Annotated in this window: 30 protein-coding genes; 12 read left to right on the top strand and 18 right to left on the bottom strand. The window is 65.7% G+C overall.

From position 1 onward, the window contains the following. The first annotated feature begins 31 nt into the window (after positions 1–31). The 5 genes from I2456_RS22600 (at position 32) to I2456_RS22580 (ending at position 3,938) form a co-directional block, all read left to right on the top strand. A complete protein-coding gene (locus tag I2456_RS22600) occupies positions 32–1,180 on the top strand; it encodes a thiolase family protein (protein WP_068161871.1) in 1,149 nt (382 codons plus the stop codon). A 93-nt stretch (positions 1,181–1,273) separates the two neighbouring features. Next, positions 1,274–1,879, top strand: coding sequence for a TetR/AcrR family transcriptional regulator (locus I2456_RS22595; RefSeq protein ID WP_085075350.1), 606 nt, complete (start codon positions 1,274–1,276; stop codon positions 1,877–1,879). Then, on the top strand, positions 1,876–2,391 hold the full coding sequence (locus tag I2456_RS22590) for a hypothetical protein (RefSeq protein WP_068161868.1): 516 nt from the start codon (positions 1,876–1,878) through the stop codon (positions 2,389–2,391). The genes I2456_RS22595 and I2456_RS22590 overlap by 4 nt, the downstream gene beginning before the upstream one ends. 87 nt (positions 2,392–2,478) lie before the next feature. Then, positions 2,479–3,753, top strand: coding sequence for a cytochrome P450 (locus tag I2456_RS22585; protein ID WP_068161865.1), 1,275 nt, complete (start codon positions 2,479–2,481; stop codon positions 3,751–3,753). Beyond that, on the top strand, positions 3,750–3,938 hold the full coding sequence (locus tag I2456_RS22580) for a ferredoxin (RefSeq protein WP_068161861.1): 189 nt from the start codon (positions 3,750–3,752) through the stop codon (positions 3,936–3,938). The genes I2456_RS22585 and I2456_RS22580 overlap by 4 nt, the downstream gene beginning before the upstream one ends. 5 nt (positions 3,939–3,943) lie before the next feature. On the opposite strand, the gene I2456_RS22575 is transcribed toward I2456_RS22580, so the two are convergent. From I2456_RS22575 to I2456_RS22555, 5 genes are all read right to left on the bottom strand, one after another. Further along, positions 3,944–4,135, bottom strand: a complete 192-nt coding sequence (locus I2456_RS22575) for a ferredoxin (protein ID WP_068031112.1) — start codon at positions 4,133–4,135, stop codon at positions 3,944–3,946. Further along, positions 4,132–5,337, bottom strand: a complete 1,206-nt coding sequence (locus I2456_RS22570; protein WP_085075349.1) for a cytochrome P450 — start codon at positions 5,335–5,337, stop codon at positions 4,132–4,134. Before I2456_RS22570 ends, I2456_RS22575 begins: the two co-directional genes overlap by 4 nt. Positions 5,338–5,440: 103 nt before the next feature. Then, complete coding sequence (locus I2456_RS22565; RefSeq protein ID WP_085075348.1) at positions 5,441–6,256, bottom strand: NAD(P)-dependent oxidoreductase; 816 nt, start codon at positions 6,254–6,256, stop codon at positions 5,441–5,443. Continuing rightward, complete coding sequence (locus I2456_RS22560; RefSeq protein WP_085075347.1) at positions 6,256–7,143, bottom strand: alpha/beta hydrolase; 888 nt, start codon at positions 7,141–7,143, stop codon at positions 6,256–6,258. The genes I2456_RS22565 and I2456_RS22560 overlap by 1 nt, the downstream gene beginning before the upstream one ends. Then, the gene (locus I2456_RS22555; RefSeq protein ID WP_085075346.1) at positions 7,140–8,795 is read right to left on the bottom strand and encodes a thiolase C-terminal domain-containing protein; all 1,656 of its coding nucleotides are present in this window, start codon (positions 8,793–8,795) and stop codon (positions 7,140–7,142) included. Before I2456_RS22555 ends, I2456_RS22560 begins: the two co-directional genes overlap by 4 nt. A gap of 97 nt (positions 8,796–8,892) precedes the next feature. Between I2456_RS22555 and I2456_RS22550 the strand changes: the two genes are divergently transcribed. Together I2456_RS22550 and I2456_RS22545 are read left to right on the top strand one after the other, a co-directional pair. Continuing rightward, a complete protein-coding gene (locus I2456_RS22550; protein ID WP_085075345.1) occupies positions 8,893–9,669 on the top strand; it encodes an enoyl-CoA hydratase/isomerase family protein in 777 nt (258 codons plus the stop codon). A gap of 31 nt (positions 9,670–9,700) precedes the next feature. Next, positions 9,701–10,996 (top strand): acyl-CoA dehydrogenase family protein, encoded by a 1,296-nt coding sequence (locus tag I2456_RS22545; protein WP_085075344.1) that lies wholly within the window; start codon positions 9,701–9,703, stop codon positions 10,994–10,996. Here I2456_RS22545 and I2456_RS22540 read toward each other — a convergent pair. The 4 genes from I2456_RS22540 to I2456_RS22525 are packed head-to-tail and all read right to left on the bottom strand — an operon-like array spanning position 10,993 to position 14,328. Then, positions 10,993–11,958: a phosphotransferase family protein gene (locus I2456_RS22540; RefSeq protein WP_068031090.1), complete on the bottom strand. Its 966-nt coding sequence runs from the start codon at positions 11,956–11,958 to the stop codon at positions 10,993–10,995. The two genes, I2456_RS22545 and I2456_RS22540, sit on opposite strands and share 4 nt — an antisense overlap. Continuing rightward, on the bottom strand, positions 11,955–12,755 hold the full coding sequence (locus I2456_RS22535; protein WP_068031087.1) for an SDR family NAD(P)-dependent oxidoreductase: 801 nt from the start codon (positions 12,753–12,755) through the stop codon (positions 11,955–11,957). The genes I2456_RS22540 and I2456_RS22535 overlap by 4 nt, the downstream gene beginning before the upstream one ends. Then, a complete protein-coding gene (locus I2456_RS22530; protein ID WP_068031083.1) occupies positions 12,737–13,033 on the bottom strand; it encodes a ferredoxin in 297 nt (98 codons plus the stop codon). Before I2456_RS22530 ends, I2456_RS22535 begins: the two co-directional genes overlap by 19 nt. Positions 13,034–13,035: 2 nt before the next feature. Next, positions 13,036–14,328, bottom strand: a complete 1,293-nt coding sequence (locus I2456_RS22525; RefSeq protein ID WP_085075343.1) for an NADH-ubiquinone oxidoreductase-F iron-sulfur binding region domain-containing protein — start codon at positions 14,326–14,328, stop codon at positions 13,036–13,038. A 36-nt stretch (positions 14,329–14,364) separates the two neighbouring features. Here I2456_RS22525 and I2456_RS22520 point away from each other — a divergent pair, with 36 nt between their 5' ends. Next, positions 14,365–14,835, top strand: a complete 471-nt coding sequence (locus I2456_RS22520) for a hypothetical protein (protein ID WP_068031077.1) — start codon at positions 14,365–14,367, stop codon at positions 14,833–14,835. A gap of 5 nt (positions 14,836–14,840) precedes the next feature. On the opposite strand, the gene I2456_RS22515 is transcribed toward I2456_RS22520, so the two are convergent. The 6 genes from I2456_RS22515 to I2456_RS22490 form a co-directional block, all read right to left on the bottom strand. Then, on the bottom strand, positions 14,841–15,704 hold the full coding sequence (locus I2456_RS22515; protein WP_068031291.1) for an alpha/beta fold hydrolase: 864 nt from the start codon (positions 15,702–15,704) through the stop codon (positions 14,841–14,843). A gap of 17 nt (positions 15,705–15,721) precedes the next feature. Next, positions 15,722–16,114, bottom strand: coding sequence for a Rieske (2Fe-2S) protein (locus tag I2456_RS22510; protein ID WP_068031074.1), 393 nt, complete (start codon positions 16,112–16,114; stop codon positions 15,722–15,724). A 1-nt stretch (position 16,115) separates the two neighbouring features. Further along, positions 16,116–17,261 carry an amidohydrolase family protein gene (locus I2456_RS22505; RefSeq protein WP_068161827.1) on the bottom strand — a complete coding sequence of 382 codons (1,146 nt, stop codon included), beginning with the start codon at positions 17,259–17,261 and terminating at the stop codon, positions 16,116–16,118. Positions 17,262–17,286: 25 nt separating this feature from the next. Then, the gene (locus tag I2456_RS22500) at positions 17,287–18,378 is read right to left on the bottom strand and encodes an amidohydrolase family protein (RefSeq protein ID WP_085075406.1); all 1,092 of its coding nucleotides are present in this window, start codon (positions 18,376–18,378) and stop codon (positions 17,287–17,289) included. 268 nt (positions 18,379–18,646) lie between these two features. Continuing rightward, positions 18,647–19,027: a carboxymuconolactone decarboxylase family protein gene (locus I2456_RS22495; RefSeq protein ID WP_068161824.1), complete on the bottom strand. Its 381-nt coding sequence runs from the start codon at positions 19,025–19,027 to the stop codon at positions 18,647–18,649. A gap of 136 nt (positions 19,028–19,163) precedes the next feature. Further along, positions 19,164–19,604 (bottom strand): DUF4189 domain-containing protein, encoded by a 441-nt coding sequence (locus tag I2456_RS22490; RefSeq protein ID WP_139823310.1) that lies wholly within the window; start codon positions 19,602–19,604, stop codon positions 19,164–19,166. Positions 19,605–19,734: 130 nt separating this feature from the next. Between I2456_RS22490 and I2456_RS22485 the strand changes: the two genes are divergently transcribed. Then, positions 19,735–20,493: an alpha/beta fold hydrolase gene (locus tag I2456_RS22485; protein ID WP_085075341.1), complete on the top strand. Its 759-nt coding sequence runs from the start codon at positions 19,735–19,737 to the stop codon at positions 20,491–20,493. Between the two features lie 95 nt (positions 20,494–20,588). After that, positions 20,589–21,233 carry a nitroreductase family protein gene (locus I2456_RS22480; RefSeq protein ID WP_085075340.1) on the top strand — a complete coding sequence of 215 codons (645 nt, stop codon included), beginning with the start codon at positions 20,589–20,591 and terminating at the stop codon, positions 21,231–21,233. Here the strand turns inward: I2456_RS22480 and I2456_RS22475 are convergent. Genes I2456_RS22475 through I2456_RS22465 form a run of 3 tightly spaced genes read right to left on the bottom strand, consistent with a single transcriptional unit; the run spans position 21,222 to position 23,811 of the window. After that, positions 21,222–22,202, bottom strand: a complete 981-nt coding sequence (locus I2456_RS22475) for an NAD-dependent epimerase/dehydratase family protein (RefSeq protein ID WP_085075339.1) — start codon at positions 22,200–22,202, stop codon at positions 21,222–21,224. The genes I2456_RS22480 and I2456_RS22475 overlap by 12 nt on opposite strands. Further along, positions 22,199–23,314 carry an NAD-dependent epimerase/dehydratase family protein gene (locus I2456_RS22470; RefSeq protein WP_241007791.1) on the bottom strand — a complete coding sequence of 372 codons (1,116 nt, stop codon included), beginning with the start codon at positions 23,312–23,314 and terminating at the stop codon, positions 22,199–22,201. The genes I2456_RS22475 and I2456_RS22470 overlap by 4 nt, the downstream gene beginning before the upstream one ends. After that, entirely contained in the window at positions 23,311–23,811 is a 501-nt protein-coding gene (locus I2456_RS22465) for a nuclear transport factor 2 family protein (protein WP_068161808.1), read from the bottom strand. The genes I2456_RS22470 and I2456_RS22465 overlap by 4 nt, the downstream gene beginning before the upstream one ends. Before the next feature lie 112 nt (positions 23,812–23,923). On the opposite strand from I2456_RS22465, the gene I2456_RS22460 reads away from it, so the two are divergent. Both I2456_RS22460 and I2456_RS22455 read left to right on the top strand, forming a co-directional pair. Further along, entirely contained in the window at positions 23,924–24,922 is a 999-nt protein-coding gene (locus tag I2456_RS22460) for an acyl-CoA dehydrogenase family protein (protein WP_085075337.1), read from the top strand. Further along, positions 24,906–26,081 carry an acyl-CoA dehydrogenase family protein gene (locus I2456_RS22455; protein ID WP_068031051.1) on the top strand — a complete coding sequence of 392 codons (1,176 nt, stop codon included), beginning with the start codon at positions 24,906–24,908 and terminating at the stop codon, positions 26,079–26,081. The genes I2456_RS22460 and I2456_RS22455 overlap by 17 nt, the downstream gene beginning before the upstream one ends. Positions 26,082–26,128: the final 47 nt, after the last annotated feature.

Genomic DNA, 26,128 nt, shown 5'->3' with positions numbered 1-26,128 from the left:
TCCGCTACGCGAGCCGTCGTTTACTGGAGCGATGCGTGAAACAGTCATCGTCGAAGCGGTGCGTACCGCGGTAGGTAAGCGCAACGGCGGTTTGTCGTCGATGCATGCGGCGGATCTGTCCGCGGTCGTCCTCAACGAACTGCTGGAGCGCGCCGCGATCGCACCCGAGATCATCGACGACGTGATCTGGGGCTGTGTCTCGCAGGTCGGTGACCAGTCCTCCAACATCGCCCGCTACGCCGTCCTGGCCGCCGGCTGGCCGGAAAGCATCCCCGGCACCACGGTCAACCGGGCGTGTGGTTCCAGCCAGCAGGCCCTCGACTTCGCGGTACAGGCGGTGATGTCCGGTCAGCAAGACGTCGTGGTGGCCGGTGGCGTCGAGGTGATGAGTCGGGTGCCGCTCGGAGCGGCGCGGGCCACCGGGATGCCGTATGGGCCGAAAGTCCTTGACCGCTATGACGGTTTCTCGTTCAACCAGGGCCTGTCCGCGGAGATGATCGCCACGAAATGGGGTTTCTCCCGCAGCCAACTCGACGAGTACGCCGCGCGGTCCCACGAGCTGGCGGCCGCGGCCCAGGACAGCGGCGCCTTCACCGAACAGATCGTGCCCGTGTTCGTCGACGCCGCAACCGTGATCACCACCGACGAGGGTGTGCGCCGCGGCACCAGCGTCGAAAAGCTGGCCGCACTGAAGCCCGCGTTCACCGAGGACGGTGTCATCCACGCCGGCAACTCCTCGCAAATCTCCGACGGCGCCGCCGCGCTGTTGGTGACCACATCCGAATTGGCGCTCGAGCTGAATCTGGTGCCCATCGTTCGGTATCGCGCCGGCGCGGTCACCGGGGCCGACCCCGTGCTGATGCTGACCGGCCCCATCCCGGCGACCGAAAAGGTGCTGGCCAAGTCGGGCGTCGGCGTGGACGAGATCGGAGTGTTCGAAGTCAACGAGGCCTTCGCGCCGGTGCCGCTGGCGTGGCTGGCCGAAACCGGAGCCGATCCCAGCCGTCTCAATCCGCTGGGCGGTGCCATCGCACTCGGCCACCCGCTGGGCGCGTCCGGCGCGGTGCTGATGACCCGCATGGTCAACCACATGCGCGACCACGGCATTCGCTACGGCCTGCAAACCATGTGCGAAGGCGGCGGCACGGCCAACGCCACCCTGGTCGAATTGGTCGTCTGACGCCGGCTGCACAGCCCCTTGCCTCCGCCGCTCAACCAACCTACTGTTTATTCACTAGGTTGGTTCGGCCCAATGATGTGACGAGGAAACCGGTTGCCTGACGTACGGCCCTACGACTCGCTTCTGGCCAAGGGCGAGGACCGCAAGCAGCGCATCCTCACGGTCGCGCAGCGGCTGCTGTCGCGCAACGGCTGGCGGAACACCACGCTCGCCCAGATCGCCCGCGAAGCGGGGGTCACGCCGGCCGGCCTACTGCATCACTTCGAATCCAAAGAGCAGCTGCTGCATGCGGTGCTCGACGCCCGCGACCGCGACGACGACGCCCATTCCGATCGCGGCGGCGATCTGCTCGGCGAAATCGCTCAGGTCGCCGACCGCTTCACCCGGGCCCCCGAGCTGGTCGGCACCTTCACCGTGCTGCTCGTGGAGAACATCGCCCCCGACGCGGTGCTGCACGACCGTCTGGTGGCCCGGCAGCGCGATGCGGTCGAAATCGTGGCCGACGGTATCCGCCGCGGACAGGCGGCCGGCCGGTACCGCACTGATATAGACCCCGCCGTCAAGGCAGTGGAGATCCTCGCCTTCATTCACGGAATGGAAATGACATGGTTGCTCGATCCTTCGATACCGCTGACCGAAGTGTTCAAGGAGTACGCGGAGACACTGGCGCGCGACTTTTCCCCGCACCGGACGACATGAGATACCGGCTCGACGTCGTGGCGTCCAGCGTTGTCGATGTCGTCATGTTCGCCGGCGGCTGGCTGTTCGATCGGGCCATGGCGGGCTGGGACGTCACCGTGCTACTCGCCGACCACCTGACCAACCGCCCCGACGACCGCCCGCTGCACATTCTCGGGGTCAGCGCGCTGGACCTCGATTTCGCGTTGGCCACCGTGGACACGCGGCACCGCCCGCAGGCCCTGGCGGCCGCGGCGGATCTGTTCGGATGTGACCCGCGGGTGCGTCGTGGCGTGCTGCAGGCGCTCGACCACGGCGTCACGGAAGTCACGTTGTGGGGCAATACCTGGCCGGCCGAACTGGACGACAGCGTCGGGCTGGTCCAGCACCGATTGAGCATGGCGGCCCAGAAGTTCAAGGCGCAGGCGCTGGCCGCGGCCGGATGTGCGGCGAGCCCGGTCGGTCTGGTCGAACCCTTCCGCAGTGGCCTGATGGCCTGCCCGTCGGTCGCGGCAGACCTGTTGCCTGCCTGACCGACGCGTTGACGGCAGCCAGCCGCTATGGAAATCTGATACTCATATGTGAGAGGCACATTCTCACTGTTGAGATTGGAGCTTGGGATGGTGAACGAGTTCGCCGAGATGGACTTCTTCCGAGATGGCCGCCTCGTCGAAAACCCATATCCCTACTACGAGGCCCTCCGCCAGCAGTGCCCCGTCACCCGCGAAAGCCATTACGGCGTCACCATGGTGACCGGTTGGGAAGAAGCCGTCGGCGTGTTGAACGACGCCGAGACGTTCTCCTCGTGCATCTCGGTGACCGGCCCGTTTCCCGGATTTCCGGTGCCCCTAGAGGGCGACGACATCACTGAGCTGATCGAGCAGCACCGGGACAAGTTGCCGTTCAGCGACCAGTTGCCCACCCTGGACCCGCCGACGCATACCAACCACCGCTCGCTACTGATGCGACTGATCACCCCCAAGCGCCTCAAAGAGAACGAGGACGCCATGTGGGCGCTCGCCGACCAGGTCCTCGATGACTTCCTGGCGCCGGGGGAAGGCGAATTCATCAAGGGGTTCGCCGGGCCCTTCACGCTGCTGGTCATTGCGGATTTGCTGGGGGTGCCCGAGGAAGATCGCGATCAATTCGTCAAGAACATCCGGCGGCACTCCGGCGGCGGGGTGGGAGGCACCGGCAAGGAGACGCTGGCGCACAACCCACTGGAATTCCTGTACGGGACCTTCGCCGACTATGTGCGTGAGCGCCGGCGGGAACCGCGCGAGGACGTGTTGACCGGTCTGGCCACGGCAACCTTTCCGGACGGGTCCATCCCCGAGGTGGAAGACGTGGCCCGGGTGGCGTGCAACGTCTTCTCCGCCGGCCAGGAGACCACGGTGCGATTGCTGGGCGCGGCGTTACAGACCATGGCCGAGCGTCCCGACATCCAGGGCCAATTGCGCAAGGACCGCAGCCTCATCCCGAATTTCATCGAAGAGGCGCTGCGCATCGAAAGCCCGGTCAAAGGTGATTTCCGGCTGTCGCGCGTGCCGACCACGGTGGGTGGAGTGGACCTCCCGGCGGGCACCACGTTGATGATCTTGCAGGCGGCGGCCAACCGTGACCCCCGCAGGTTCACCGACCCTGACTCGTTCGATCCCGCACGCAAGAACGCGCGGCAGCACCTTTCCTTCGGCCGGGGAATTCACAGCTGCCCGGGTGCGCCGCTGGCGCGCGCCGAAACGCGGGTGGCCGTTGAACGTCTCCTGGACCGAACATCGGACATCAGGATCAACGAGAGTGTGCATGGTCCGGCGAATGACCGCCGCTACCAATACGTTCCGACCTACATCCTGCGCGGCCTGACGGAACTGCATCTGGAGTTCACGCCGGCATGAGGGTCTGGGTCGATGACCAGTGCTGCCGCGGTCATGGCATGTGCCTGACGTTGTGCCCGGAGGTCTTCACCCTGACCGACGACGGCTACGCCGAAGCGGTCAGGGCCGATGTGCCCACCGAGTACGAGGCTGCGGCGCGGGAAGCCATCGAATGCTGTCCCGAGCAGGCGATCCGGGAGGGCTGACCGGGCTACTCGGTGATCGAAATGGCCTGCCGGGGACATTGACGCACCGCATCGCGCACCAGCTCCTCGTTCTCCGGCGCGACGTCGGGCTGTAAGACGGTCAGCATGTCGTCATCCCCGAGTTCGAACACCTCCGGGGCGATGCCCATACACACGCCGTTGCTTTCGCACAGGTCCCAATCCACGTGCACTTTCATCGCAGCACCCGCACCGGTACGTTCTTCCACCCCGCGACGTTTTGCATCTGGACGCGGTTGCAGCCCGCCCAGTCCACCTCGTAGCGCGGCATGAAGTCGAGCAGCTTCTCCAGCGCGAGCACGCTTTCCATGCGGGCCAGCGCGGCGCCCAGGCAGCTGTGGATCCCGTAGCCGAAGCTCAGGTTCAGCGCTTCATGCCGATCGCGGTCGATGTTGAATTCGTCGGGATCGGTCCAGGCGGCGGGATCCCGGTTGGCGGCGCCGTTGATGAGGAACACCGGCTTACCGGCCGGAATCGTAACGCCGTGCAGTTCCACGTCTTTCGTCGAACACCTGACCTGATACTGGGACGGCGCCTCGTAGCGCAGGAGCTCTTCGACGGCCGCCGGGATCTTGCTGCGGTCGTCGAGCAGCTTTTGCCACTGCTCGGGGAAGCGCGCGAACACCACCGGCGCGTTGCCGATGAGCTTGGTCACCGTCTCCGCACCGGCGCCGCCCAATAAGGTTGCGAATCCGGCGATTTCGATGTCGTCCAGCTTGGTCGTCTGGCCGTCCTCGCGTTCGATTTCGGCCTCGATCAGTTTGGTGAACAAATCGTTGCGCGGCTCGGCGCGGCGCTGCTGCAGCAGTTCGTAGTAGAACATTCCGGTGGCGATGTTGGCTTGCATGCCTTTTTCGCCCACCTCGACCTGACCGGGTTCGCGGTGCAGTGACTCGTCGATCCATATGCGCACCTGCTGCGCATGCTCTTCGGGAACCCCGAGCATGGTGGTGATCACTTCGACCGGGAACGGCGCAGAGAATTCCTGCACCACGTCGAACCGGTCCGGATCGACCTTGCTGAGGTACTTTTCGATCTTCTCGATGACCATCTCCCGCTGGGACTGGATGGCCCGGGGCGTGAAGACCTTGTTCAGCAGGCTGCGCATGTGGCGATGGTCTGGCGGGTCCATGAAGATGATCGCGCGTTGTTCGGGCGGCTTACCCGTTCGCACCATCGACAGATCGATGCCGAACGCCGAAGAATAAGTCTCGAAGTTCTTCAGCCCAGCAGCGACATCCGCATGGCGGGTCAGCGCGTAGAAGTCGTACTCCTCGCTGTAATAGACCGGCGTCTCCTCCTGCATGCGCCGATAGGTGTCCCACGCACCGTTGAAGAAATCTTGCGAAAACGGGTCGAAGACCACCTTCGTTTCGGTCATTGAGCATCCTCCTCGACGACGGGCGAAAGCCTGGAGCCGGCCATAACGGAAAGGCTGACTGTTGGGGTAACGGTAGCTGCTTCATGACGCATCGAACAGAGCTTCATCGGCTATGTCCCATGAAGGCGAGCGCGGCGTCGGCCGCATCGAGCACCGCACCGGCTTGGACTGCGGCGTCGTCTGCGAGATCGACGAGCAGGCGAAGGTCTTTGCGCAGCAGCGCACCGGCATGTCCGGCCAACCGGTCCAGGCCGCCGATCCCGCGAATCGCGTTGAGGGCGAAGCTGTTGCCGCTGCTGCGGGACACGACTTCGCCGAGCCCGTCGGGCGCCACTCCGAGCGCATCGGCCAGCGAGAGTGTGCTGGCAGCGGTGCCCAGGTTGGCGGTGAACAGCAGATTGTTGAGCAGTTTGGTGGTCAGCCCCGAACCCAGCTCGCCCAAGTGCACCACCGAGTCCGCAAAGGTTTCGAAGACGGGACGGCAGCAGGAAACGACCTGCGCGTCACCGCCCACCATGACGAGTAGTCGGCCTTCGGCAGCGGCCGGGCCGCCGCCGCTCACCGGTGCATCGAGCACCGAAACATCCACAGCCGCGGCCTTGTTCGCGAGCTCCCGGCAGGTACGGGGGTGGACGGTGCTGTGTACCGCGATGACGCCGCCCCGTTTGATTCCCGCCAGTACTCCCTGCGGCCCGGCGGTGACTTCGTCCACATCGGAGTCACCGACCACGCACAGGCAGACCAGGTCGCTGGCGGCGGCGAGGTCGGCCGGCGAGTCGGCGAGGATCGCATCGGTGGCGGTGAAGGGCTCAAGCGTTGCCGGCCGGCGCGCCCACAGCGTCGTGGGGTAGCCGGCGTCGACGATGCGTCGCGCCATGGGCGCGCCTTGGCTGCCCAGCCCGATGAATCCGACGCGCATCAACCCGCCTCGCGATCGTCAGCCGCGGAACGACCCGTGGCGCAGGTGTCGGCGAAAGCACAGACCTTGCGGTGGTAGTCGGCGGCGCTGTGGCCCAGGCTGAGGTTATGCCCCGCATCGGGTTGCAGGTTGCTGGTGAAGCTCGCTGCGGCGGTGAACATTTCGGCGATCTCGGTCAGCGCCGTGGGGTCCGCGCGAAACACCTGATCGTGCTCACCCACGGTGAACCGCACCGGTACCCGTACCGCCGGCGCGAGCGACGGGAAGTCCTGATGCGGCCAGTTCAGCGCCATAGCGCGTTCATACGGCGGGGCGCCCGGAGCCCGGGTGAGCCCGCGCACCACGTCTGGCGGATAGAGGTGCATTGGCTCCCACAGCAATTCGCGCACCCCGGGCGGGCGATCCATCCGGCTGGCGGCATTCATGACTTCTTTGGCGGCCGGGTGATAACGCCGACCCGTCCCGCCCAATTCGAGCCCGAGCAGGTCGACGGCGTGCGGGCTGGTCGCCATGCGCAGTGCCAGCTCGCAGCCGCCGGAATGACCCAGCAGGAACAGTCCCGCCCCGCGCGGACGCTGATCCAGGATGCGGTTCACCGCGCCGAAGGCCAACTCGACGCGTTGCTCTGGATGGTCCATCGCCGCTGCGTATGCCGCCGAACTGCCGTGGCCGGGCCGGTCGAGGGCGACGACGGTGAATTTCGACGACGCGCCCAACCGCAGCAACGACAACTCCGGGTGGCCCGGACAGTCGAAATAGTTCGACATGGTGCCGCCGCCATGCAAAGCGACGATCACCGCTCGGGGTTGTTCGGCCTCGGCGATCAGGCCCGACATCGGCACGCCGTCGACGATCACCACCCGCGGGCGCACGGCCGGCGCACTCATGCGTCGGCCCGCAACAGGAGCACACCACTGGGCGTCAGCCCGCCGCTACTGACCACACCCACCCGGGCATCGGCGACTTGGCGCGCACCGGCCTCACCACGCAGTTGCGTGATGGCCTCATGCAGAAGACCCATGCCGTGGGTGCGGCCGTGGGAGAGCTGACCGCCATGGGTGTTGAGCGGCAATTGGCCGTCGCGGGCGATGTTCTTGCCGCCGTCCAGGAATTCTTTGGCCTCGCCGATGCCGCAGAATCCCAGCGCCTCGATCCACGACAGGCAGTTCATGGTGAACCCGTCATAGAGTTCGGCGACGTCGACATCAGTGGGACGCAATGAGGTTCGCGTCCACACGTGTGCGGCCTGCCCCAGCACCTGCGGTTCGTGCGTCAAAGTGCTTTGGTCCCAGTCGATCCGCTCGATGATCTGCGTTCCGACCGCCTCCACCAGCACGGGCGGCTTGGCCAGGTCACGGGCGGCGTCCACGGCGGAGACGACGACGGCGATAGCGCCGTCGCACGGCACGTCGCAGTCGTAGAGGCCGAAGGGTGTGGTGATCGGCCGGGCATCCAGGTAATCCGCCATGGTCATCGGGGACCGGTAGACGGCGGTGGGGTTCAGTTCGGCGTTGGCTCGCTGGTTGAGGGCGATCCAGCCGAGCGTCTCCTTGGTGGTTCCGTAGCGGTGAAAGTGGCGCTGGGCGTTGATCGCCAGCGTGTGGGCGGCCGACGTGGCGCCGAACGGAAACTGCCAACTGGCGGTGCGGCCCATGGAGGCGCTGATCTTGCCCTGTTTCATCAGCTCGTTGTAGGTGGCTTCCCACAGCGTGCGGAAGCACAGCACGTGGCGCGCCAAACCGCCGGCGACAGCGAGCATGGCCGCGATGACTGAGCCGCCGGGGCCGAACGTTTCCATGCCACCGTTGTGCCACGTCGGCCGAATGCCCAACGCTGCCTCCAGCGCGGTGACGCCGCCCTCGCCGAATCCGCCGAGATTGCCGCCGCCGGGATAGGTGGACAAGCCGTCGATATCGTCGAATGTCAGCCCCGCGTCGGCGATTGCCGCCTCGCACGCTTGCACCGTCAACGACAGCGGCGGTTGCATCAACCGCCGCCCGATCGGCGACATGCCGATGCCGGTCAGCGCCACCTTGTCTTCGAATTTGTCGGTGGTAAGCATGGGCCGGACGTACTCGCCGAAGCGCTCCGGTGAAATCTCATCGACCGGCAGGGGCGCAGGCGCAGTGTCGGCGGCGGGGCGAAAGAGCGGTAACCACACATCGTCGACGTGCTCGAACGCGACTTCGACGGGTTGGCCGATTTCCAGCTCGTCCGGCTCGCACTCGACGATGTTCGTCGTCAACCGGATCCGTGGATCCTCGACGATGGCCACCTGTGCGATGACATACGGCGCGGGCATCCCGGGCAGGCTGAAGCGATGGTTGACGGTGAACCCGGTCAGGGTCGCCGATCCGGACACCGCCCGCACGCCGATGTCGCGGGAGCGGCAGTACCGGCACACCGGCGCTGGCGGGTGGATCAGTGCCTGACAGTCCTGGCATTCCTGGAACCGCAACCGGCCGTCGGCGCCCGAAGTCCAGAAGAACTCGTTGTCACTGGTGATCAGGGGCAGCGGGCGTCCAGGGGCTGCTGACACGTCACCTCCGCGCAATCTGGCCTCAACTGCGAGTTGGTAGGCTCATTATGCGATTCAGAGAATCACGTTATCACCTTCGGGTAGGGACATACAGAAAATGACGGAGACGTTGGTTCACCAGAAGCCGCGCCCCGGCATAGCTGTGGTCCGGCTCAATCGTCCTGAGCGGTTGAACGCCATCAACCACGCGATGGTGGCGGAGTTCAAGGATTTGCTGGCGGCTCTGGCCACCGATGTGTCCGTCCACGCTGTCGTCCTGACCGGCACCGGGCGCGGGTTCTGTTCCGGCATCGACGTGCGGGACTTCGGAGCCGGCATGTTGGAGGCGACCGACCCCGCCATCGACCGGATGCGCTTTCAAGAGGCGATGGCGTCGATACCGCAAGCCATCCGGAATCTGCCGCAGCCGGTGATCGCGGCGGTCAACGGGCCGTGTGTCGGTGCCGGATTGGCGTTATGCCTGGCCGCGGATATCCGCATTTGCTCGACTGCAGCGACGTTCGGGAACGCCGCCATTCTGCTGGGGCTTTCCGGCGCCGAAATGGGCATGAGCTATCACCTGCCGCGCATCGTCGGCACCAGCGTTGCGGCGGACTGGATGCTCACCGGGCGCACCGTCGCGGCCGAGGAGGCGGACCGCCGTGGCCTGGTAAGCCAGCTGCTCGAACCCGAGCAACTGCTCGACCGGGCGCTGGAATTAGCGGGCGCCATAGCCGATTTGGCGCCGCTGGGGGTGCAGCTGACCAAGCGGGCGGTGCAGGTCAACACCGACGCCGCCGGGCTGGCTGCGGCACTGGAATTGGAAAACCGCAACCAGGTGATCAGTCACGCGACCGAGGAGGCCGCGGCGCGGCGCCAGAAGTGGTCGTCATAACAGGCTGAGCGCCCCAGAGGAAGGATCGACCGTGGCGTGGGACTTTTCCACCGACCCGCAGTGGGCGACGCAACTGGCCTGGGTTGAAGAGTTCGTCCGCTCCGAATGCGAGCCGGTGGACCTACTGGTCAAGGAATCCCACGATCTCAATGACCCGGTGCGCCAGGCGCTGATCCCGCCGCTGCAACGGATCGTCAAAGACCGCGGCCTGTGGGCCACCCACCTCGGACGCCACTTGGGCGGCCCGGGTTACGGCCAGCTGAAGCTGGCGTTGCTCAACGAAATTCTCGGGCGCAGCGAATGCGCGCCCATCGTATTCGGTTCGCAGGCACCCGATTCCGGCAACAGCGAGATCCTGGCGCACTACGGCACGCCGGAACTGAAGAAGCGCTACCTCGAGCCGCTGCTCGACAACCGGATCGTGTCCTGCTTCTCGATGACCGAGCCGCAGGGCGGGGCCGACCCCAAGGTGTTCACCACCAGCGCCGTACCGGACGGCGACGAATGGATCATCAACGGCGAGAAGTGGTTCTCGTCCTTCGCGCAGCTGGCGTCGTTCCTGATCGTCATGGCCGTCACCGACCCCGAAGCGCCGCCGTATGAGCGGCATTCGATGTTCGTCATCCCCGCGGAGACACCGGGTATCAACATCCTGCGTGAGGTCGGGCTGGGTTATCAGCCCCTCGGCGGCGGCCGGGAGTGCTACGTGCGCTACGAGAACGTGCGAGTGCCCGCCGACCACATGCTCGGTCCGCGCGGAGGTGCGTTCGTGGTGGCGCAGACCAGGCTGGGCGGTGGACGCATCCATCACGCAATGCGCACGGTCGGTCTGGTGCGCCGGATCTTCGACATGCTGTGCGAGCGGGCGGTCTCCCGGCACACCCAAGGGCAGCTGCTCGGTGACAAGCAACTGGTCCAGGAGATGATTGCCGACTCGTGGATGGAGATCGAAGCATTCCGGCTGCTGACGCTGCAAACCGCATGGAAGATCGACCAGCACAACGACTACAAAGCGGTCCGCGCCGACATCTCGGCAGTCAAGGCCATGATGCAGAAGGTCTTGCACGACGTCTCGGCGCGCGCGCTGCAGCTGCACGGCTCGCTGGGCACCACCCATGAAATGCCCTTTGTGCAGCACCTGGTGGAGTCGTTCGTGCTTGGTCTGGCCGACGGGCCGACGGAGGTCCACAAGACCACGTTGGCCCGCCTGTTGCTCAAGGACCGCAAACCTGCCCCGGACATGTTCCCCTCGGAGCATCTGCTGCGCCAGCGCGAGGCGGCGGAGCAGAAGTACGCCGCGCAGCTCGCGGGTATTCCGCGCGCTTAGCCGAGCAACAGCCGGGCGCGGGACAGCAAATGCCCCAACACCTCCGACATTGCTTCCAAGTCGGGATCCGGACGGCGGCGGCGACGGTTGTGCTTGACGATCAGCGACCAGGTAGCCGCCGACTTGAAGCACGCCAATGCCTGGAACCAGCCCAGGTCGGGTACCGAACGCCCGACTGCGGCTTGGTATGTGGCGGCCAGTTCGTCGGGGTGGGGCGTCTTGCCGGTATACGGTGTGGCGCGGCGATAGGTCTGCGGGTCGCTGTTGATGAGGAACCATCCCACGTCGGCGCGCGGGTCGCCCACTGACCAGATCTCCCAGTCGATCACCCCGCTGATCCGGTCGTCGACGGCCAACAGATTGCCCAGTCGGAAATCGCCGTGGACGATGGCGGCGGGCGCCGGCGCGGGCACCGATGTCTGTAAGGCGGTGGCGACCTGTCGCCAGCCCGGCACCAGCGTCGGGTCCACCGTGTCCAACGTCTTGCACCAGCGCTGTATCTCCGCGTACGTGTCGATCACCGGTTCGGTGCCCAGCCCGACGGCGGCCGGCTCGATCCGGTGCAGTGCCGCCATGACGGCCGCGGCGTTCAAAAACCGCTCGGCCACAACGTCGTTGCTTTCGGCGCAGTCGAAGTCGAACAATGGCTCGAAGGAACTGCCGACCACCAGCGACATCACGAACAGCGGTGGTTCTTCCGGTGGCCGTCCGGCGTCCTCCCAAACCACCTCCGGCACCGGCACCGCGGTCGGTCGCAGGGCCTTGATGACGCGGCACTGGCGCAACACATCGCGGTGCCCGGTGGGCGGGAGCCCGGCAGGGGCCACCTTGACCACCACCGGTTGTCCCGCTGCCTGAGCGATATAGGTGAGGCTGGATGCGCCGCCGGTCAACGGGCGAAGACCCGTGATGCGAAGCTGGGAGAGGCGGCCGCACAACTGATCAGGGTCGAGGTCGGTCAGGTCAACCAGCCGATCTCGCGCAGGAACGGTTGGGTGTGCGCGATGCGGCCGGTCAACGACTTCGGGTCACCGGTGCACAGTTCGAGTGCGGTCTGCGTGATCAACTCGATGTCTTCGGTGTCGGTCTTCGCCAGATCGAGGGTGCCCGCGCCGGGCGTCGCGACGGGATGGGACGGCGCGGCCGCGTTGACCGCGATGCCGTCGTCATACAGTTCGGCCGCAAGGCTTTTCGTCAACCGATTCAGCGCGGCCTTGACCGTCCCGTAGACACCGAAGCCCGCGCTGCGGTCGAACTCGGCGAAGGGCGGCCCATCCGGCAGGTCGCCGCCGACCGAGGTCACGTTGAGCACCCACCCGCGGCGCCGCTCACGCATGGCGGGGATGGCCAGTTGGATCAGGTGCAGCGGCGCCAGCACGTGCATCTCCGTCATCAGCCGTACCCGACGGTCCGGGAACTCGGCCAAGGGGCGCAGGAATGTGACGGCGGCGTTGTTGACCAATATGTCCGGTGCGCCGATACGGTCGACGACTGTGGCGAAAAGGCGTTCGCGCTCTTCGGGTTTGGACAAGTCGGCCGGGATCGCGGTGGCCGAGCCGCCGACGCGGGTGATCTCTTCCAGCGTTTCCTGCAGTGAGCCTTGATATTTGGGGTCGGGCTCCATCGTGCGGGCGGTGAGGGCGACCGTGGCTCCCTCGCCGGCCAGTCGCTGGGCGATGGCCTTACCCAGACCCCTGCTGGTCCCGGTCACCAGGGCTGTCAGCCCGTCACACCGCTGGGTCAACGGGTGAAGCCCCATTGTGCTTCGTTGGACTCTGTTTTCAGGTTGTCCGCAGCGTCTTCCGAACTGCCGGGTGAGGGGTGCACGACCTCGGGTCGGCGGTCACCCAGTTCGGTGATGGCATGCACCGGACAGTCCAGCAGGGCCCGCATCACGGCGTCACGGTCCTGCTGCGGCACGGTGCCGTCGCCGACGAGAGACGCGTATCCCCAGTCGTCCAGCGAAAAGTAGTCGGGCGCATGCTTGGCGCACAACCCGAAGCCGTCACAGACGGTGCGGTCCAAACGGATCTTCATGGTCAGCTCACCGCCACTGCCTCATAGGGACGATCGGTCCGGAATGCGCCGGCACCGCAATCCCGACAGCCACCGTCGAGGTGTTCGGCCACCTCATCGGGAAACTGGTCGAGCAGGGTCGCCGCCACATTGGTGGCGGCGTCAAGCGTCGCGCACGCGCCTCGCCCCCGTAACACCACCGACCAGCGGCGCATTCGCTCCAGATCTTCGGTCGTGGCGGCGAAGTCGCGCAACGCAGCGGCAACGGCGGCCATTGCCGCGGTGCCGTTGAAGCAGGACCCGCACTGCCCGGCGTTCTCGCGATCGAAGTAGGCCAGCACCGAGGCCGCCACCGCCACCGGGCAATCATCGGTGATCACCGAGATGGCGCCGCAGCCCAGGCCGCTACCGATCTTGCGCATCGTCTCGTGGTCCAGGGTGGTGTCCAGCACGCTGCGGTTGAGCAAGCCGGCGAAGTAACCGCCCATCAGCACACCGCGCACCTGGTCGGTCGAAACCCCGTGTAGTGCAAGCAACTCGGCGAACGGCAAGCCGTGCGGAAGTTCGTAGAGGACGGGTGCCCGGTTCGCGCCGGTGATGGTGGCCAGAAACGTCCCTGGCGACAGCACGGTTCCCTGCGTGCGAAATGCCGTCGCACCGTGGCGTTGTAGGTACGGCACATTGGCCAGGGTCTCGACGTTGCTCACCAGCGTGGGTCGACCGCCCACACCGGCTTCGAATGGGCGCGGCGGCTTGTCGGTCGGCTTGGCCGGTCCGCCGTTGATCGCATGGACGGCGGCGGTCTCCTCTCCGGCCACATACCCCGGCGCTACCGTCCACACCTCGACACGCAGGTCGCCCAACCTGGTTGAGTCGACTTCACCGACAGCGGCTTGGACACTGCGTGCTGCCTCGGGATCTGAGACGTACACGTACGCATGTTCGGCACCCACCACCGCCGCCGCCAGCCGCAAACCATCCAGCACCAGGTGCGGACGGTTGCGCAGCAGCCATCGGTCCTTTATGGAAGCCGGTTCTCCCTCTTCGCCGTTGGCGATGACGACGGTGCCGCCGGCGCTGCGCCCGTTGTCGCGGACCGCCCGAAGCTTCAAGCCGAGCGGAAACGCAGCACCGCCACGGCCGACGAGTCCGCCGGCTTCGACCTCGCTCAGCAATTCGTCGGCATCGCGGAGCGCCAGATAGCCGCCTTGGTCGGTATATGCCGCCAGATCTTCGCGGTGGGGGCCGTCGTGGATCAGCCTCGGCGGGCAGTCAGACCAGGTGATCGTCCGCACTGCGATGTCGGTGGCTTCCATCATCGGCCCCGCTCCTGCCCGACTACGCTGTCCCGCATGCGGACAGCGGTGGTGCGAGTCAACGTCGACCCGTCCGGTGCGCTTACCGCTGAGCAGTTACGCGAGGGCATGTCCGCCCTCCTCGGGTTGGTCGCCGCGGCCGGCGCCGGCATGGTCGAAAACGATCTTGCGTCTCGGCCGCCGGGGCGTCGCGAGGTAGAACTGCTGATCGCCGGTGACAACGCCGAATCGGCCAAGGCGACCGCAGTTGAGCTGTGTCGCAGAGCTTTTGCCGATCCTGTTGCGGGAGTCATCACGTTCGTCAGCAGGGGGACCGACGACGATGCGCGCGGTGTGCTGGCCGGGTTCGGACTCACCGGTGAAATCCTGCGCAAGCCGGGCGATGACGGCTTCGACATCGTCTATGTGACGCTGCGCGAAGAAGACCTCGAACGGGTTCCAGAAAGCCGAATCCATACGGCGTTGGAAGCCTCGCTCAACTGCGAGGTGCACATCCGCACGGTGTGAACGCATCAGCCCAAGAACTCCAGAATCGCGGGCGCGGCCTGCACCCAGGTGTCGAACATGTTGAAATGCTTGACTTTGCCGGCCGCGCGTTCTTCGCTGGCGCGCTCCCAGGCGTCCTCGGGCCAGGGCGGGTCGATCAGTTTGGAGCCCTTGATCAGGCAGCTAACCTCCAACGAGGTGCGTTTGGGATGATCCCAGTCATTCTCCCCGCCGCGAATGATCAGCGTCGGAACCTTGATCCGGTCGAACATCTCGTCCTCCACCCCCGGAATGGTCTGGCCCGGTTTGGAGACGAAGGCGTTCAGCCAGCGCAACATCACCTTGAGGAACTCGTCCTTGTCGAAGTCCAGGAATCGTTGTTTGTTGGCGGGGTTTTCTTCGATGCGTTCGCGCCACTCGGCCACCTTGATCACACCGTCCATGCCGGCTCCGCGGGCCGCGAGGATGCTGGGGACGATGTAGAAGGAGCCCAGTACGAACGTGCCGTAGATGCCGCCGACGATGTTCCACACCACCAGCTTCTCCACCAGTTCGGGGTAGAGCATCGTGGTGAGCATGGAGTCGCGGGCACCGCCGGACCCGCCGGCCAGAATGCATTTGTCGACACCGAGTGCGGCGAGCAGGCCATGCAAGGTCTCGGCGCGCATGTGCGACTCGCTTTGGCCGTAGAACTGCACGTCTGAGGCGCCGCAGTTAGGCCGGTCCCACAACAGCACGCGGTAACCGCCGTCGACGAGGGCCTCGGCAAGGGGGCGCAGCCCGGGGATGTCCTTGCTGAATCGCCCGCCCGGCGTCGCGACGATCAAATCCCCGGACTCGCCCAGGATCTCGTAGACAACGTTGCCGCCGTTCACCTCGATCGAAGACACGCGATTCTCCTGTAGTGTCACGCCATCACCAGAACGTCGTTGCCGATCACCCGAACGGGATAGGTACGGATACTCCACTCCGGCTTGACCGCGGTGGTGCCGGTCGCCAGCTCGAAACCCCATTGATGCCATGGGCAGTAGATGTATTCGAGATCTCGCACCATCACCGCATCGCCCGGGGCGCTCTCGTCGACGATGGTGCGGCCGCGGGCGCGCCCCGAACACAGTGGTCCGCCTTGGTGCGGGCAGTAGTTGGCTATGGCGTAGAAGGTGCCGTTGACGTTGTAGACGCCCACGCCGTGGCGTCCGATCGGCACCAATTTGTGTGCCCCAGGCGGGATTTCGTCGACCGTCGCAACGACATGCTCGCGACCCTGGGCGAGGCGGGGCCGCTTGGCTTCTTCGGTCAACTCAGTGAACCCGGACTTGGCCTTCGAGGACCGGCACGGTCTCCGGCAGCTTGTAGGTCGCGATGCCGTTGCGGAACATCACCGCTTCCCGGGCGGCCTTGGGTAGATGCTTGACCAGCCAGCGCGGGTCGTCGAAGGTCCAGTGCGGATAATCCGAGGAGTACAGCAGGATCTTGTCGCACTCCATCCACTCCATCGCGCGGGTCAACTCCGTCTTGTCTTCGGGGTAGTCCAGCGGCTGGGTGGTGAACTTGATGTGGTCTTTGACGTACTCCGAAGGCTTGCGCTTGATCTCCATCCAGGATTTACGCGCCTCATAGATCGCATCCATGCGCCACATCAGCGGCAGGATCCAGGTGAACGCGTGCTCGACGAACACGATGCGCAGTGTCGGGAACCGGTCGAACACACCGTCGAAGACCAGGCTCATCACCTGATTGGCGGCCAGTAGCGAGTACGTCACCATGAAGTCGTGGTTGTAGCTGGGGAAGCCCACCGGCGGTGTCGGCAGCTCGTCGAACTGGCTGCGGGACAGGTGGCAGCTGACGGTGATGTCGTGCTTGGTCGCCGCCGCCCAGATCGGGTCGTATTTCGGGTTGCCCCATGGCGGGCGCGGCTCGGCCTTGATCAGGATCTGCGCCATGTAGGGGTGCCCGGCCCAACGTTCGATCTCCCGCACGGTGGCCTCGGGGTCTTCGATGGCGGCGCAGATCGAACCGCGCCACCGCTGGTGCCAGTTGTTGTGGCTGTCCAGCCAGTGGTTGGCCTGCCAGTCGTTCAAGGCGACTGACATCGCGTGCTGAGCTTCTGGAATGCGGGCCGGATAAGCCGCGGGTTCCAGGATCGCGATGTCCGAACCGGCCTCCATGATCAGCTGACGAAACGCCATGTCGGGATCACTGCCGGGGAACTCGCCGTCCGGGGGGAAGGTGTCTACCCGCATCGCGTAGGCGTGTGCGTAGTCGGGGGCGTCGTAGTAGATCTGCTCACCCACGTTGCGGGTGAGGAAGTACTTGCTGCGCCACGGCTCCGGGATGTACTGGATGATCTCGCCGCGCTTGGGAACGGGGTGGACGTCTGAGTCGACGCACCGCACAGCGATGCGCTCGGTGGGCGTAACACGTTCCGATATGTGGGTCAGCGTCATTTCGACCTCCTCGGCCTGCCTTTGTCTACTGTGCGCCCGACTCCACGGCGATGTCTATGCCGTAGAGCTCGGCCGCGTTGCGCCAGCACAGCTTCTCGCGCTGCTCCGGGTCCAGGGCCGAGGGCAATTTGCTGACATCACCGCACTGCCAGTGCGGATAGCTGGAGCCGAACATCACCATGTCGTCCTTGCCGGTGAAGCCGAACCACTCCCCGGCGAACTCGGTGTCGCCGGGACCGTCGAGGCTGCCCTGCACGAAATACACGTGGCCGGGCAGGTAGTCGCTGGGGATGCGCGGCGCCCACGGTGTCTGTTCCAGGTGCGGCCGGCCGAAGGTGTCCATCCGCCAGATGAAGGGAGTCACGAAGTCGGCCGCGCCGTCGGCCCAGACGAACTTCAAGTCCTCGAAGCGCTCGAACACGCCTTCGGCGATCATGTTCATCAGGTGATACACGTAGTTCAGCGCCATGAAGCTGACGTACTGCTCGTAGGTGCGTGTGTTGCCGTTCGGCGTCGGGGGATAGGCGATTCCCGACCCGACCTCGATGTGAGCGGCGACCGGCAGGCGGGCCTGCGCCGCCGCCTCCCACAGCGGCCAGAACTGGGGTTTGCCGTAGAGCTCCCGGGATTGCAGCGGGACACCGATCTGGACCACGCGCGGATGATCGCGCCACTTGTCGATCTCGCGCAGGGCGCCGGCGATGTCGTCGGGATTCACTCGGATGGTGCCGCGGAACCGGTCACCGAATTCGTCGGATTCCAGCCACCGCGACACCATCATCTCGTTGTGGGCGGCATGCAACGCACTGCCCAGGTGCCGGTCGGGCATGATGCCGCGTCCCATGGGGTGCAGGATCGCGACGTCGACGCCGCGATTGGAGAACAGTTCGCTGGCAACGAATTCGGGATCTGAGCCCGGATATTGGCGGTCGGGCCCCTTGGTGTTCGGGGCATACTCGCCGCCGGGCGCGCCGTACCAGTCCATTTCGTAGTCCGGGAAACCGCGGCTCTTGAACGGCTCGCGAAGGAAGGAGCGCAGGTCTTTGTTGGATGGGAAGAAGATGTGCACGCTGGCGTCGATGAGTGGCGTGCGCGCCCCGTCGGCGTGTTCGATCACCAGAGCCACCCTTCAGCCGCGGCAGCATTCATGACCCCAAGCCGGCCATATGATAGACAACCTAACATTTCGCCTGTGGGCCCATCAACGGATTTCCGGTAAGCATTTCGGTTAGTCATCTGTCCTGGTAACGGCTGTTTTCGCCGGTTGGCGTAAGTCTAGTTCTTCATTGCGGATAATAACATTCTCTGGTCCTGGTGTAAGTCACTGGATTGCGTCGCCCGGTGGCGTGTGGGGAGGTTCGGGCGATGAGGTGGAGTTGCCCGGGCTATGGGTCGCCGAGTTCGGCGAAGATCTCACCGGCGGCGCGAAAGCTGTCGACCGCGGCCGGCACGCCGGCGTAGACGGCCACCTGCAGGAAGACCTCGCGGATCTCCTCGCGCGTGACGCCGTTGGTCAACGCGGCCCTGATGTGCGTCCGCAGTTCGTGTGGCCGGTTGAGTACCGAGGTCATGGCCAGGTTCAGCATGCTGCGGGTCTTGCGGGTCAGGCCGTCGCGCCCCCACACCGCGCCCCAGCAGTACTCGGTGACGAGATCTTGCAGGGGCGCGGTGAAGTCATCGGCTTCGGCGAGTGCCTTGTCGACGTAGTCCTTCCCGAGGACCTCCGAGCGAATCTGGCGGCCACGCTCATATGTCTCGCTGTCCAATGCCGTACTCCTTCGTGATGAACCCACTAGCGAGCAGCTTAGGGTCCAACCGGCGCACAGCCGCAGGCCAATTCGATGAGCGGCGAATCAGTCTGTGCGGCAGCAAAAGTGCGGCCGGGTCTGCAGGCGGTAGCGCCTAATTGCAGATCGAGAGGACGATCCGTCCGCCGCCGAGTAGGGACACGGCGTGCGCTTCGGCGGCGCTGGGCGTCAGCCCTGCGCCCCCGTGGTAAGTCACACCATCATGGGCGACTGCGCCGCATTTGGTGAAGGTAGTGACTACGGTGCAGGTCTGCGCACCGCACCGCTGCAGCGCCTGTTGCTGTGCCAGCAGTTTCGACTTGGAGCGCCGGGCGATGCCCAGCGAGCCGTCGTGGCTGTAGGCGATCGCGCCGTAGTGGGTGAGCAAGGGGGGCAGATTCGTAGGCTCGTGGGTCTGCAGATGGGCCGGCGCATTGGTGATCGCCGATGTATAGGGATGGGAATAGGCGGAAGCCGTCGGCGTGAACGCCATGCCAACCGCAGTGACCACACTCCCGACTGCCAGTGCGACGCGACGTCGTTGTCGTGCCGTCATGTTAGCGACTCCCTTCTCTCGAGCAGTGACCGGCGAACGCGTGTGAGCACATGTTTACAAATGTGAAATATCTACGCCCTATAATACCGGCACTCGTCGCCTGTCGGATTGTGTTACGGAAGGGTTCTGGGTGACACTGCCCGATCTCGTTCTGGTGCACGGTGGTGCGCACGCCGGTGACTGCTGGGACTTGGTCGTCAGCGAATTGTCCTGGCAGGAGCCAAGATTGCGGGTGTTGGCAGTGGACCTGCCCGGCCGCGGCCGCAATGCCGAGCCAAGAGCGACGCTCGGGGAGTGGGTCGCCTCGGCGGTCGCCGAGGTCGAGCAGGCGTCGTTCGGTGAGGTCGTCGTCGTCGGGCATTCGATGGGCGGTCTGGTGGTTCCCGGCATCGTCGCTCGGTTGGGTGCCGCCAGGGTGCGCGAGATGATCCTCGCCGCGGCATTCGTGCCTCCGCAGGGATCGGCGGTAGTGGAGACTCTCCGAGGGCCGCTCGCACCGTTGGCCCGGGCGGGACCCTGGATACAGAGGCTCGACCGGTCCGGCAGATCGGTCGCCATGCCCAGCAGTGCGGCCCGGTGGGCGTTCTGGAATTCCATGCCGGCCGAACGGCGCAAGTTCGCTCGGTCCCGACTGTATCCGGAGAGCGCGGCGGTGATCATCGAGCGAGTCGACCGTCGCGGTCTGCCCAGCGAAGTCCCGCGGACCTGGATCATGACCCTGCGGGACCGGGCGCTCTCGCCGGCGCAGCAGCAACGCTGCATCGCCGCACTGGGTGGCGTCGACACGATGATCTGCCTCGATACCTGCCACGACCTCATGTACAGCGAACCGCGCCGGCTGGCGGCAGTCCTGGCCGAACGTTGCCGGACCCGGTCGAAAGCTGACTGAAAGACCCAGCGCGACAGCGGCTTCCACGCCCGGCGGGGCAGCGACGCCGCGGCCGCCGACTTTACAGAGAAACGGAACGGTGTCACGCTGCCACCATGACCGGTCCAAGCGACGACGTCTGGGAAGTCATGTCGACCGCCCGCACCATCCGCCGGTTCACCGACGAGCCGGTCGATGACGCCACGCTGAAACGGTGCCTGGACGCGGCCCGGTGGGCGCCTTCGGGCGCCAACGCACAAGGCTGGCGCTTCGTCGTGCTGCGCTCGCCGGCGCAGCGGGCCGTCGTCGCCAAAGCCGCGGCCCAAGCCCTGCAGGTCATCGAACCGGTTTACGGAATGAGCCGGCCCGCCCCCGAAGACAACAGCCGCCGCGCCCAGAACAACCGAGCGACCTACGAATTGCACGACAGGGCAGGGGAATTCACCTCAGTGCTGTTTGCGCAGATTCATTACCCGACCGCCTCCCAACTCCTGCTGGGCGGGTCGATCTTTCCGGCCATGCAGAACTTCTTGCTGGCGGCCCGTGCTCAGGGCCTTGGTGCCTGCATGACCAGCTGGGCGTCCTATGGCGGCGAGCAATTGCTGCGCGACGCCGTCGGCGTGCCCGGCGAGTGGATGCTGGCCGGACACATCGTCGTGGGCTGGCCGAAGGGCAAGCACGGCCCCCTGCGGCGTCGTTCCCTCGCCGAGGCGGTGAACCTCGACCACTGGGACCATCCCGCCCAGGATCTACTCAGCTGATCGGGCGGCGAAGAACTGCGCAGCCTTGCGGATGGATTCGGCGACGGGTTCGGGTCGCCACCCGAGTTCCCGTTCGGCCTTGCTGTGATCCAGCGGCGACATCAGCTCCGCCATGCGGGCACCGACATAGGCAAACGGTAGGTCGCGGTCGAGCACCGCGGCGGCGAGGTCGTTGACCCGGGCGGCGCCGCGCAGGACGGTCATCGGAATCGGAATGCGGGGTGGTCGCCGTCCGACGGCGCGGGCGGCAATCTCGTGCAACTCGCGGCTGCTCACATACCGGTCCGAGACGATGTAGCGGTGACCGTCGCGGCCCTTGTCGGCCGCCAGAAGCATTGCCCGGGCAGCGTCCTCGATGCCGACTACTTCCGAGGAGAAACCCAGGTAAAAGGGAAAGCGGCCGTTGGCAACGCGCGCCAGGAGTCCGCCGTGCGGCGTCGGTGCCCAGTCCCCGGGCCCGTAGGTGGTCGAGATGCACATCGCGACCGCAGGCAGTCCCCGCTCATGGGCGTACTGCAGCACCAGGTTCTCGGCGGCAACCCGGGATTCAATGTAAGGGCCGCCGTCGTTCCAGTTGTGCGGATCTTCCTCGGTGACCGGCCGGTGGTCGCTGATCGCGAGGGTCCCGGTGCTGCTGGTGAAGACGAATTTCCGGAGGTCGGCGCCCAGCGCCGCGTCGAGGACATGACGTAGGCCCTCGACATTGGTGGCAAACAGCGGCGCCGGGTCGCGCAGCCACATCCGGGCGTCGACCACGCAGTAGTAGACGACGTCACATCCGGCCATGGCGTTGCGCAGGGCGGCATCGTCGAAGATGTCGCCGTAGCAGCGTTCGACGGGTAAGTCCTCGAATCCCTTTGTCGAACTGGTCTTTCGGATCATGACCCGCACATCCTCGCCGGCCGCGACCAGTTGTCGGGTGACGTGTGAGCCGAGGAAGCCGCTGGCGCCGATGACGAGCTTTTTCATTTGCTGACCATCTCCACAAGCATGTCGGGTCCGTACTTGGCGCGCAGAAACGTCCACGGGTAGGCGTACGGACCGCGGTGTTCCCTCCGGCGCTGCAGTGCGAAGACAGCTCGCAGCGCCGGACGGATGACCGGCCCAAAGGCTCGGAGTGCGATCCGGCGCCGGCCCATCGATTCGGCCACCCAGGCGACGGTATCGGCCCAGTCGTGTTGCTGATAATCAAGCAGCGCTTGTGATTCCGTGGTGTCGAACCAGCCGGTGAAGGCCCACCCGCGATCGTCGTCGGGGTCACCGGGCAAGCCCATGGCGGGTCCGAGGCGGCCGATCCCGATCGCGGCCATGACGTCGTCTTGCAGGTCACCCATGAGGCGCAGGCAGCTGCCGTTGCCGGCGATCACCAGCACCTTGCCGTTGACGGCGTCACGGCGCTCCACCGCGTTGGCGAAGGCCAGCGCGACGTCGCGGGCGTCGGTCGCGTGCATGCGGTTGTCGATCGGTGTCGCGCGTACCAGGAGCAGGTAGTCGGCATCGAATGTGGCAGCACCGTCGGGTGAGACGATCGCCGCCAGACGCAGAACAGTATGCGGCAGAGCGCTTTCGGTGACCACGGCTTCGGCGAGGACCTTGTCCTGGCCGTACTGGTCGATGGGGTTGACCGGCGTGTCGGCGGTGATCCGTTCGGGGTGCCGGTGCGGGTTGCGGGAGCCATAGACCGCAGCGCTCGAGGCGAACACGAACAGCGGCGGATCGGTCAACCGCTGCGCGGCCGCTACCAGGGTCTGGGTGCCCTCGACGTTGACCCGGCGGGCCAGCACGGGGTTGCGGTACGAGGGCGGCGCGACGATCGCCGCGAGGTGCACGATCTCCGTCGGCCGGTGTCGGTGCACCACCTTCCCAACCGCATCGGCATCGAGCAGATCGGTGTAGGCCGCAACGAGTTCGCCCGGCGGCGAATCGGCCCTCAGGGCCGCAACGGCCGCGTCCGCGGCGGCTCCGGGCAGGTCCATCGCGATGACGGTGTGGCCGCGGCGCAGCAACAGCTCCGCACAGCGCCTGCCGACCTGCCCGAAGGCGCCGGTGACGAGCACGGTTCGACTCACTTGAGTGCTCACTTGCCGAACCTGCGTGCCAGCGCCACCCCGGCTGAGCGCATGCGCGGTGAGATGTGCACGCTCACAAGCAGATTGAAGACGTCTTCACGCAACCGGGTCAGGGTGGAGGATTTGATCAGCCACTGGCCGTCCACTTTCTGGTAGGTCTCGTGGTAGTGGCCACGGCCGTTGAGGTTGACGGCGGGACCCAACCGCACCACGTCCTCGAGCGCCCAGATCCCCGTCGCGGTGGTCGGCGAGGTCAGCGTGATCTCCGGCGCATGCACTTGATGGGCGGTGGGTTGGGAGGCCTTGCCCAGGGAGGAGCGGACGAACGCCACGAATTCGTCGGCGCCGGTGATCTGTTTCCCGCCGGCCGGGGTGGTGTCGCTGACGAAGTCGTCGGTGAACAGCTGACGCCAGTCATCCCAGCGTTTGGTGTCCAGGTAACGGCAGTACCGGGCTTTCAACTGCTTGATCGCCTCGATCTCGAGCAGGGTCGTTGCGGCATCCGGCATTTGCGACCTCCGCCATGATCGGGCTGCACTTCATAACCAGATAGTGAGATTACTACTTGCAGATCAGAGAATGTTATTCTCGCATAGCCGGTGAGGACAGGAGGCGGCGCGGATGCTGTTGGAGTTCGATGCTGATCAGCGCCTGTGGCAGCAGACGGTGCAGGACGTGGTCGCCAAGCAGTGCCCGCCCTCTTTGGTGCGCAGCGTCGCCGAGGACGGAACCGACCCGACGCCGCTGTGGAAGTGCTATGTGGACCAGGGCTGGACCGAGCTCAACGACCAGGCCGACGCGGTCGAGTTGGCCATCGTGCTAGAGGAACTGGGTCATGCCACCGACCCCACCCCGTTTCTGGCGACCATGAGCCAGTTCGCTCCGCTGGCAGGGGACCGGTTCGACGCGCACCAGTCGGGCACCGCAGTCTACGGAGGTGTGTCGGCGCACCGCGACCCCGACGGCTGGGTGCTCGACGGCACGGCACGCCATGTCCTCGACGGTGATCGGGTCGATCAGTTGGCGGTGGTCACCGAGGCGGGTGTGTTCCTCGTCGAGGCAGGTCAGGTGTCGGCCCGGCGTGAATCGGTGTTCGACCCGGTGCTGCATGTCGCCGACCTGTCCTTCCGCGAGGTTCGGGTACCCGACGGTGCCCGGCTCACCGTCGACGCCGATCGGGCACGTCACATGGCGTTGACCGGTATGGCGCTGACGATGGTGGGGGCGTGCCAGCGCATCCTCGATCTGGTCCTCGAGCACGTGCGCAGCCGTCAGCAGTTCGGTGTGCCTATCGGTTCCTTTCAAGCGGTTCAGCACAAGGCCGCCGACATGCACGTCGCCGTGCAACGGGCCCGCGCATTGGCATACTTCGCAGCGTTGACCATCGCCGCCGACGATCCGCGCCGCAGGTTGGCCGCCGCGATGGCCAAAGCTGCTGCGGGAGAATGCCAGTCGCTGGTCTTCCGCCATGGCCTGCAACTGCACGGTGCCATGGGGTTCACCTGGGAGAACGATCTGCAATTTGCGCTCAAGCGCGCCAAAGCGGGTGAGCTGATGCTCGGCGGCGCGGCGCAGCATCGAGCGCAGATCGCCGAGGAGTACCGTGCAGCTGACTTTTGATTCCGATGTCGAGGAGTTCCGGGCCGAGTTCTCGGCATTTCTCGACGAGAATCTGCCTCCGCCAAGCGAAACCCTCGAGCGGCCCCGTTCGGTCTCCCATATGCCGCAGTGGGCGCGCCGCTGGCAGCGGTTGCTGTTCGACAATGGTTGGCTGCTGCCCGGTCAGCCGCCCGAATTCGGCGGACGCAACGCGACAGTGGTTCAGCAATTCGTCCATCTGGAAGAGCTATGCCGGCGCAGGATCTATCACAGCTTCAATCCCCAAGGTGTGAATATCGTTGCCGCATCGCTATTGTCGTTCGGCAGTGACGAGCAGAAGCAGCGCTGGGCGGTGCCCATCCTGCGGGCCGAGATGACCGCCTCCCTGGGCATGAGCGAGCCCAGCGCCGGATCGGATCTGGCGTCGCTGCGTACCCGGGCGGTCCTAGACGGCGACCACTTCGTGGTCAACGGGCAGAAAGTCTGGACCTCGGGTGCCCATGACGCCGACGTCCTGCTGACCTTTGTGCGCACCGATCCCGACGCGCCCAAGCACAAGGGCATCAGTGTGCTGCTGATCCCCACCGCCACCGAAGGCGTTGTGCGGCGGCCCTTTCCGTCCATCTGTTCTGCCGATGACCTGGACTTCAATGAGGTGTTCTTCACCGACGTGAGGGTGCCCAAGGAGAACCTGGTCGGTGAGCTCAATCAGGGCTGGCGGGTGGCCAACGGGTCACTGGGGCATGAGCGCACCATGATGTGGCTCGGCTTCGCCGACCGGCTGGACAACATGATCGACGACTTCCAGCCCAGGACGGCGCTGGAGCGCGACCACTACGCGACCACCATCATGGACAAACAGGCCTTGCGACTGCTGGGTTCGGTGGCTTTGGCGCGTGCGGCCCGCGGTGAAGACGACGTGGCCGCGATCTCGGTGCTCAAGCTGCTCGGCTCCGAAGCCGAATTACGCGCCAGCGAGCAGGCTTTGGCGGCGGCCGGTCCCGACGGGCTCATTCAGCCGGCGCTGACCGGACCTTACGCGCACATGAACCTGGACCATTACTTCGCCAGCTGGTTCGAGCGGTACGCCCGTAGCTTCTCGGGCACCATCGCCGGCGGCACCTCGGAGATTCAGCGCAACATCATCGCCCAACGGGTGCTGGGTCTCCCGCGCGGCTGATTTCCTCTCGCGAGCAGACGCAGAATCGCACGATATCTCGCTGTGTA

The sequence above is a fragment of the Mycobacterium kubicae genome, from assembly GCF_015689175.1.
Taxonomy (GTDB): Bacteria; Actinomycetota; Actinomycetes; order Mycobacteriales; family Mycobacteriaceae; genus Mycobacterium; species Mycobacterium kubicae.
Note: the sequence above shows the minus strand (reverse complement) of the source record. Positions and strands in the feature narration are given on the sequence as shown.

Bases quoted from the DNA above. Each gene is read 5' to 3' on its own strand.
- I2456_RS22600 (WP_068161871.1), top strand. From the start codon at position 32: ATGCGTGAAACAGTCATCGTCGAAGCGGTGCGTACCGCGGTAGGTAAG.
- I2456_RS22590 (WP_068161868.1), top strand. From the start codon at position 1,876: ATGAGATACCGGCTCGACGTCGTGGCGTCCAGCGTTGTCGATGTCGTC.
- I2456_RS22585 (WP_068161865.1), top strand. From the start codon at position 2,479: ATGGTGAACGAGTTCGCCGAGATGGACTTCTTCCGAGATGGCCGCCTC.
- I2456_RS22580 (WP_068161861.1), top strand. From the start codon at position 3,750: ATGAGGGTCTGGGTCGATGACCAGTGCTGCCGCGGTCATGGCATGTGC.
- I2456_RS22575 (WP_068031112.1), bottom strand. From the start codon at position 4,135: ATGAAAGTGCACGTGGATTGGGACCTGTGCGAAAGCAACGGCGTGTGT.
- I2456_RS22570 (WP_085075349.1), bottom strand. From the start codon at position 5,337: ATGACCGAAACGAAGGTGGTCTTCGACCCGTTTTCGCAAGATTTCTTC.
- I2456_RS22565 (WP_085075348.1), bottom strand. From the start codon at position 6,256: ATGCGCGTCGGATTCATCGGGCTGGGCAGCCAAGGCGCGCCCATGGCG.
- I2456_RS22560 (WP_085075347.1), bottom strand. From the start codon at position 7,143: ATGAGTGCGCCGGCCGTGCGCCCGCGGGTGGTGATCGTCGACGGCGTG.
- I2456_RS22550 (WP_085075345.1), top strand. From the start codon at position 8,893: ATGACGGAGACGTTGGTTCACCAGAAGCCGCGCCCCGGCATAGCTGTG.
- I2456_RS22535 (WP_068031087.1), bottom strand. From the start codon at position 12,755: ATGGGGCTTCACCCGTTGACCCAGCGGTGTGACGGGCTGACAGCCCTG.
- I2456_RS22530 (WP_068031083.1), bottom strand. From the start codon at position 13,033: ATGAAGATCCGTTTGGACCGCACCGTCTGTGACGGCTTCGGGTTGTGC.
- I2456_RS22525 (WP_085075343.1), bottom strand. From the start codon at position 14,328: ATGGAAGCCACCGACATCGCAGTGCGGACGATCACCTGGTCTGACTGC.
- I2456_RS22520 (WP_068031077.1), top strand. From the start codon at position 14,365: ATGCGGACAGCGGTGGTGCGAGTCAACGTCGACCCGTCCGGTGCGCTT.
- I2456_RS22505 (WP_068161827.1), bottom strand. From the start codon at position 17,261: ATGACGCTGACCCACATATCGGAACGTGTTACGCCCACCGAGCGCATC.
- I2456_RS22490 (WP_139823310.1), bottom strand. From the start codon at position 19,604: ATGACGGCACGACAACGACGTCGCGTCGCACTGGCAGTCGGGAGTGTG.
- I2456_RS22480 (WP_085075340.1), top strand. From the start codon at position 20,589: ATGACCGGTCCAAGCGACGACGTCTGGGAAGTCATGTCGACCGCCCGC.
- I2456_RS22475 (WP_085075339.1), bottom strand. From the start codon at position 22,202: ATGAAAAAGCTCGTCATCGGCGCCAGCGGCTTCCTCGGCTCACACGTC.
- I2456_RS22465 (WP_068161808.1), bottom strand. From the start codon at position 23,811: ATGCCGGATGCCGCAACGACCCTGCTCGAGATCGAGGCGATCAAGCAG.
- I2456_RS22460 (WP_085075337.1), top strand. From the start codon at position 23,924: ATGCTGTTGGAGTTCGATGCTGATCAGCGCCTGTGGCAGCAGACGGTG.